This window comes from Mesorhizobium sp. M4A.F.Ca.ET.022.05.2.1 (assembly GCF_003998845.1).
Classification (GTDB): Bacteria; Pseudomonadota; Alphaproteobacteria; order Rhizobiales; family Rhizobiaceae; genus Mesorhizobium.
In genome coordinates this window covers 1-7,548 of record NZ_RZOJ01000294.1, presented here as the reverse complement: position 1 = coordinate 7,548, position 7,548 = coordinate 1, and the positions used below count along the sequence as shown (strand labels likewise).

The following is a 7,548-nucleotide window of genomic DNA, read 5'->3' as shown; positions in this document are numbered from 1 at the left end:
CCCTTGGCGCCCTTCATCGAGGTCTCGTCGAGCAGCGGGTTGGCGATCGCTGCCTCGGCGGCGGCCATGGCGCGGCCCTCGCCCGAAGCTTCGCCCGTGCCCATCATCGCCTTGCCCATCTCGCGCATCACCGAGCGGACGTCGGCGAAGTCGAGGTTGATCAGGCCTTCCTTGACCATCAGGTCGGTGATGCAGGCGACACCCGAGTAGAGCACCTGGTCGGCCATGGCGAAGGCATCAGCGAAGGTGGTCTTGTCGTTGGCCAGCCTAAACAGGTTCTGGTTGGGGATGACGATGAGCGTGTCGACGCATTTCTGCAGTTCCTCGATGCCCAAGTCGGCCGTCTTCATGCGGCGCTGGCCCTCGAAGTGGAACGGCTTGGTGACGACGCCGACGGTGAGAATGCCCTTCTCGCGCGCGGCGCGGGCGACTACCGGGGCAGCGCCGGTGCCGGTGCCGCCGCCCATGCCGGCGGTGACGAAGCACATATGGGTATTGGAGAGGTGATCGATGATCTCATCGATGCATTCCTCCGCCGCCGCGCGGCCGACCTCCGGCTGCGAGCCGGCGCCGAGACCCTCGGTGACATGCGCGCCAAGCTGGATCAGCCGTTCCGCCTTCGACATGGTCAGCGCCTGCGCATCGGTGTTCGCCACCACGAACTCGACACCGCGCAAGCCGGCGGTGATCATGTTGTTGACCGCATTGCCGCCGCCGCCGCCTACACCAAACACGGTGATGCGTGGCTTCAGCTCGGTGATGTCCGGCTTTTGCAGATTGATGGTCATTGTCTCCGTCCTTTGCCTTTCCCGCCGCTTCGCCGCTGCGGCCGCCTATGGGGCTGTCCCCGTCAATTTTAGAAACTGTCTCTCAACCACTGACTCATGCGATGCAGTTTTCCACCCGTTCCAGTCATCCTGAGACCGGAAATTCCTTTCACCGAATGGCTCTCGAAGCTCGCCATCTGCGGATAGATCAAAAGCCCGACCGGGGTCGAGAACGCCGGCCCCTTGGCCGCCTCCGGCAGGCCCGCCACGCCGAGCGGGCGGCCGATGCGCACATTGCGGCCGAGGATGCGGCGCGCTGCTTCCGGCAGACCGGAAAGCTGGCTGGCGCCGCCGGTGAGCACAACGCGCTTGCCGACGGCATTGCCGTAGCCGGACTTGTTCAGCCGGTCGCGCAAAAGCTCCAGCGTCTCGTCGATACGGGCGCGAATGATGCGCGTCATCATCGAGCGCGGTATCTGCAAGGGCACCTCGCCTTCCTCGCCGATCGGCTGAATCGAGACGAGGTCGCGATCGTCCGCGCTGCCGGGCAGCGCCGAACCGTGCATCACCTTCAGCCGCTCGGCGGCATCGAGAGAGGTCGACAGGCCCTTGGCCATGTCGAGCGTTACATGATTGCCGCCGATAGCGATGGCGTCGCCATGAACGAACTTGCCTTCCGCGAACACTGAGATCGTCGTCGTACCGCCACCCATGTCGATGCAGGCGGCGCCCATCTCGAGCTCATCGTCGACGAGTGCGGCAAGTCCACTGGCATAGGGGGTTGCCACCATGCGCTCGACCGAGAGATGCGAACGGTTGATGCAGAGCTCCAGGTTGCGCAGCGGCGCGGAATCGCCTGTCAGCACATGCATGTCGACGCCCAGCGTGTCGCCGACCATGCCGCGTGGATCGCGCACGCCGCGCTCGGCGTCGAGCGAGAAGCCGACTGGAAGCGAATGGATCACCTCACGCTCGGCCTTCAACGCCTGCTTGGCACCGGCGGCAAGCACGCGCTTGATGTCGGCCTCGTCGGCCTGATGGCCGCCGAGATTGATCGTGGCCGAGAAGGTCTCGCTCTTCAGCCTTCCGGCGGTCATGTTGACGATCAGCGAATCCACCGTCAGCCCGGCCATGCGCTCAGCGGCGTCGACGGCCAGACGGATGGCATGCTCGGCGCGGTCGAGATCGACGACCACGCCCGACTTCACGCCTTGCGATTTCTGGTGGCCGATGCCGATCACCTGGATGCGATGCGAGCGCCCGCGCAAAAGCTTGCCGTCCTCACGCGGCTTCAGCTTCGCCACCACACAGCAAACCTTGCTCGAGCCGACGTCGAGCACCGTCAGCGTGCCGGACCGGCGCGAGGAGGCGTCGCTGTTGCCGCCAAGCCAGCTCATATCTTCGTCTCCGGCTTGCGCTTCAGATTCTGCGGCTTTTCGTTGAGCGTGGCCTCGCGCTGCGTCGCCGCCTCCGGCGTCAACTGCACGACGAGGCGGTCGGACAGGCGCATGTCGACGGCTGCGATGTCGCGCGTCAGAAGGCCGTTGTCGCGGTCCATCCTGACCAGTTCGGCGATCGCCTGGTCTTCGCCGTCTTCCGGCAACTTAACCGTGATGCCGTTCTCCAGCTTCAGGTCCCAGCGCCGCTCGCCGACGCGGATATAGCCTTTGACTCGCGCCGCAAGCTCGGGATAGCGCTTCACCTTGGCAAGGAAGTCCGGCGCCGTGGCTGGCGCGCCGGTGCCGATGATCAGCGGCAGCAGCGCCTGCTTGCCGCCTGAGAACGGGGCGATGACCTGGCCGTCGCGCTCGATGACCGAAAGCGAATTGCCCTGCTGCCAGAGCGCGAAAGGCTCACGCTCCTCGACGCGCACTTCCAGCGTATGCGGATAGACCTTGCGTACCGCCGCGACCTCGACCCAGGGTAGCGTCCTGATCCGCTCGCGCGCGGCCTCGGCATCGAATCCGATCAGCGAGGTCCAGCCGTCAAGCTCGAGCCGGTCCAGTATGTCGATCTCGGAGGTCTCGCGGTTGCCAACCACCTTGATCTGATCGACTGCGAAACCGGTGCGCGCCGTGATGCCCTGAACGACGCCGTCGATCTGCCCGCCAAGATAGGCGCCGTAGGCGCTGCCGGACCCAATCAGCACAGCCGAAAGGATCGCAGCGGAGAAAGGCGGGGCGGTGAATTCACCACCGCCGAGGCGCGCCAGGACGCGCACCGGCCGGCGAAACATGCGCGGCAACACGAAATGGTCGAACGACAACGGCAGACCGAACAGCGCCGGCCCGGCGCCCGCCCCCTTGCCCTGTCCCCACCTCAACGCAGACACGAAGCGTCCTCCACCATCCAACTCAACAGTTCGCCGAACGAATGCCCCGCTTGTGCGGCGATTTCAGGCACCAGAGACGTCGGCGTCATGCCCGGCTGGGTGTTGATCTCGAGCCAGACAACCTCGCCGTTTTCGGAGTGACGGTCGTCGTAACGGAAGTCCGACCGGGAAACGCCCCGGCAACCGATAGCTTGGTGAGCCTTAAGCGCCAGTGTCTGTATTTTTTGGTAAATATTCGGTGAAATTTTAGCAGGGGTTTCGTGTTTTGATCCGCCCGCCACGTATTTCGAATCGTAATCGTAGAAGGAATGGCCGGTCGGAATGATCTCGCAGACGCCGAGCGCCACATCGCCCATCACCGCGCAGGTCAGCTCACGCCCATGGATGTAGCGCTCGACCATGACGGTGTCGCCATATTTCCATTCGGACGAGCCGATGACCTGCGGCGGATGCGACTGCCCTTCATGCACGATGACGACGCCGAAGCTCGATCCTTCGTTGACCGGCTTGACCACGTAGGGCGGCTTCATCGGATGCTTGTTCTGGATGGCGAAGCGGTTGGCCACCTTCGATTCCGCCACCAGGATGCCGGCTGCCTTGGCGACTTTCTTGGCCTGCTCCTTGTTCATGGCCAGCGCCGAGGCAAGCACGCCGGAATGCGTGTAGGGGATTTCGAGATATTCGAGGACACCCTGAATGGTGCCGTCCTCACCGAACGGACCGTGCAGCGCATTGAAGGCAACGTCAGGCTTGAGCGCGACAAGCACGGAGCCGACATCGCGCGCAACGTCGACCCGGGTGACGCGATAGCCTTCATTCTCGAGCGCATCCGCACATGCCTTCCCCGAGGACAGGGACACGGGCCGCTCCGACGAAAAACCACCGAGCAGGACGGCCACATGCTTGTTCTTCATCTCCCGTCATCCCCTCTCACGGCGGGCCGCGACTGACATTTCCACACCAGCATTCCCGCACGGTGAGTCCGAGTCTTCCGGCAGGTTGCCCCCCAGACGGAAAACGCGACCGACGCGTCGAACGACTCAAATCAGGAAACGCTTGAGGCCAGAGAATCAGAGAGTTGATTCGCTGGCAAGTCCTTAAGATTCCGAGAGATTCACTTTCCGCGAAAACAGTTGCGAAAAGTGTGTCGTAGAGTCTTTGGGGCAACGGTCCCTGGGCCGTTACGGATCGCCGAAGTTCATGTATTACTTGAACTTCGCCACACCCTGGAGGTGCGCTGAGTTCCAGCTCAGGCCGGCATCGCCTGAGCGCCGGCACGCCTTAGAGGAGTTGCCCCAGGAATTCCTGAACCGCATGGCCGGACCGGAAATCGCCGAGGCGCTTGATTTCCCAATGCAGCCGGACGCCCGAATTCTCGAGCACCCGCGCGCGCACGGTCTCGCCGAGATATTCGAGGTCGTAGCCGGTCGCGGTGCCGGTGTTGATCATGAAATTGCAATGCATCGGCGACATCTGCGCGCCGCCGATCATCAAGCCACGGCAGCCGGCCTTGTCGATCTCCTTCCAGGCCGAGGTGCCCTCCGGATTCTTGAACGTCGAGCCGCCGGTCTTCTCGCGGATCGGCTGCACCGTCTCGCGATGGTTCTGCACCGCGTCCATCGCCGCCTTGATCGTCGCCTGGTCTTCCGGATGCCCCTCGAACAGCGCCGAGGTGAAGATCAGCCCCGAAGGTGCCGCCGAATGCCGATAGGCATAGCCCATGTCGGCATTGCTGAGCGTGTGAAGATTGCCCTTGCGGTCGAGCGCCCGCACCTCGACGACGCGTTCGCGCGTCTCGACGCCATTGGCACCGGCGTTCATCCTCAGTGCACCGCCGACGGCGCCGGGAATGCCGTGGTAGAAATGGAAGCCGCCGATCCCCGCCTCGTAGGCGACGGCCGCGAGGCGCTTGTCGGGCGTTGCGGCGCCGGCCCTGATTGTGGTCGGCGAAACGACTTCCGCCTCGCCAAAGCCCTTGGCCGAAAGCCGGATGACGAAACCTGGAATGCCGCCGTCGCGCACCAGGAGGTTCGAGCCGACGCCGACGACGGTCAGCGGGATTTCCTCCGGCACGGCGCGTAGGAAGGCGGCGAGGTCCTCCTCGTCAGCCGGCTGGAACAGCGCGTCCGCCAGGCCGCCGGCGCGAAACCAGGTGATCTTGTCCATCTCGGCGTTGGGCGTGACGCGGCCGCGCAGGCCGGCCAGCCGGTCGCCAAGCTTTTCGATCAGGGCCTGGCCGCGCATCATGAGGCCGTCCCGCCGAGTTCCTTGGGCAAAGCATAGGCCCATTGCGTGATGTTGCCGGCGCCGAGGAAGACGACGAAGTCGCCCGGCTTGGCCAGTTCGCGGATGATCGGCGCGATCGCCGCCGGGCCCTCAATATTGCGCGCGTCGCGATGACCGCCGGCGCGGATGCGCGACACCAGCGCATCCGAAGTGACGCCTTCGATCGGCTCTTCGCCTGCCGCATAGACCGGCGCCACCATCACTGTGTCGGCGTCGTTGAAGCAGACCGAGAACTCGTTGAACAGATCGTGCAGCCGGGTGTAGCGATGCGGCTGCGCAATAGCGATGACGCGGCCTTTGGTGGCGCTGCGCGCGGCCTTCAGCACCGCCGTGATCTCGACCGGATGGTGGCCGTAATCGTCGAAGATCTCGACGCCGTTCCACGAGCCGGTATGAGTGAAGCGCCGCTTGACGCCGGCGAAGGACGACAGGCCCTTCTTGATCGCCTCGGCGGTGAGGCCAAGCTCATGCGCGACCGCGATCGCGGCGGTCGCGTTGGAGACGTTGTGGCGGCCGGGCATCGGCAGACGCAGATCGGCAATCGTCGTCTGGCCTCCCGTCTTGCGGTCGCGGATGACGACGTCGAACTCGGAGGCGGCACCATCCATGCGGTGATTGGTGAAGCGCACGTCGGCCTGCGCGTTCTCGCCATAGGTGATGACGCGCCGGTCCTCGATGCGGCCGACCAGCGCCTGCACCTCGGGATGATCGGTGCACATCACGCCGAAGCCGTAGAACGGCACGTTCTCGACGAACTGGCGAAACGCCTCGCGCACCTTGTCGAAGCTGCCGTAATGGTCGAGATGCTCGGGATCGATGTTGGTGACGACGGCGATGTCGGCCGGCAGCTTCAGGAAGGTGCCGTCGCTCTCGTCGGCCTCGACCACCATCCATTCACCGTCGCCCATGCGGGCGTTGGTGCCATAGGCGTTGATGATACCGCCATTGATCACGGTCGGGTCGAGCCCGCCCGCTTCGAGCAGTGTCGCCACCATCGAGGTGGTCGTCGTCTTGCCGTGCGTGCCGCCGATCGCAACCGCCTGGCGGAAGCGCATCAGTTCGGCCAGCATCTCGGCGCGGCGCACGACAGGCAGCAGCTTCTCGCGCGCGGCCTTGAGCTCGGGGTTGGATTTCTTGATCGCGGTCGAGACGACAACCACCTCGGCATCGCCAAGGTTTTCCGCCTTGTGGCCGACGAAACACTCGATGCCCTTGTCGCGCAGCCGCTGCACATTGGCGCCGTCGGCCTGGTCGGAGCCCTGCACCTTGTAGCCGAGATTGTGCAGCACCTCGGCAATGCCGCTCATACCGATGCCGCCGATGCCGATGAAATGCACAAGGCCGATCGTCTGCGGCATCTTCATGCTTGCGTCCCCTTCCTGAAGTCCGAAACGGTTTTTTTCGACGCAATAGCCTCTGTCAGATCGGCGAGCAACCGCGCCGCGTTCGGTTTTCCGGCCGACTGGGCGGCCGCGGCCATGGCCGACAGCCGATCCGGGTCCTGAATCAGCCCGGCGACCAGCGTGGCGATGCGCTCGGGGGAAAGCGTGGATTGCGGATGCACCTCCGCCCCACCGGCCGCCGCAAGGGCGGCCGCATTCGCCGCCTGGTCGTGGTCGAGCGCGTGCGGATAGGGCACCAGCAGCGCCGGCCGGCCGATGACGGCGATCTCCGACACGGTCGAGGCGCCGGAGCGCGACATCACCAGGTGCGACGCCGCCATCCGCGCCGCCATGTCGGTGAAGAACGGCGACACCTGCGCCTCGACGCCCAGCGACGCATAGGCCGCCTTGACCCGCGCCACGTCCTCGGCGCGCGCCTGCTGCGTGATCATCAGCCGCTTGCGCTCGGCCTCCGGCAGAAGCCCGATTGCCGCGGGCACGGCGTCGGAGAAGAACTGCGCGCCCTGGCTCCCGCCGAACACCAGGAAGCGGAATGGCTCATCGCCGGTCGAAGCCACATAAGGCGTCTTTGCCGCCTCCAGGATCTGCGGCCTGACCGGATTGCCGGTGGTCACCGTCTTGGCGCCGGCAGCACTTTCGTCCTCCGGCAGGAAACCGCCGGCGATGGCGTCGACGCGGCCGGCCAGCGCCCTGTTGGCGCGGCCCATCACCGCGTTCTGCTCATGGATCAGCGACGGCGCCCTGCGCCGTGTCGCGGCAT

The 7,548-nt window shown here is 65.1% G+C and carries 7 protein-coding genes; all 7 read right to left on the bottom strand.

Features of this window, described 5'->3' with window-relative positions; genetic code table 11:
* A partial coding sequence (gene ftsZ / locus EN745_RS25065; protein ID WP_127422508.1) for a cell division protein FtsZ occupies positions 1-788 on the bottom strand: 788 nt, incomplete at its 3' end.
* Between the two features lie 68 nt (positions 789-856).
* The gene (ftsA, locus tag EN745_RS25060; protein WP_126053902.1) at positions 857-2,164 is read right to left on the bottom strand and encodes a cell division protein FtsA; all 1,308 of its coding nucleotides are present in this window, start codon (positions 2,162-2,164) and stop codon (positions 857-859) included.
* A complete protein-coding gene (locus EN745_RS25055) occupies positions 2,161-3,099 on the bottom strand; it encodes a cell division protein FtsQ/DivIB (protein ID WP_126053901.1) in 939 nt (312 codons plus the stop codon). The genes ftsA and EN745_RS25055 overlap by 4 nt, the downstream gene beginning before the upstream one ends.
* Positions 3,087-4,013, bottom strand: a complete 927-nt coding sequence (locus tag EN745_RS25050) for a D-alanine--D-alanine ligase (protein ID WP_127400268.1) — start codon at positions 4,011-4,013, stop codon at positions 3,087-3,089. Before EN745_RS25050 ends, EN745_RS25055 begins: the two co-directional genes overlap by 13 nt.
* 367 nt (positions 4,014-4,380) lie before the next feature.
* Complete coding sequence (murB, locus tag EN745_RS25045) at positions 4,381-5,346, bottom strand: UDP-N-acetylmuramate dehydrogenase (protein ID WP_126053900.1); 966 nt, start codon at positions 5,344-5,346, stop codon at positions 4,381-4,383.
* Complete coding sequence (gene murC / locus EN745_RS25040; protein ID WP_127406056.1) at positions 5,343-6,749, bottom strand: UDP-N-acetylmuramate--L-alanine ligase; 1,407 nt, start codon at positions 6,747-6,749, stop codon at positions 5,343-5,345. The genes murB and murC overlap by 4 nt, the downstream gene beginning before the upstream one ends.
* Positions 6,746-7,548, bottom strand: an 803-nt coding sequence (locus EN745_RS25035) for a UDP-N-acetylglucosamine--N-acetylmuramyl-(pentapeptide) pyrophosphoryl-undecaprenol N-acetylglucosamine transferase (RefSeq protein ID WP_145992123.1), incomplete at its 5' end; no start/stop codon positions are given. The genes murC and EN745_RS25035, both read right to left, overlap by 4 nt.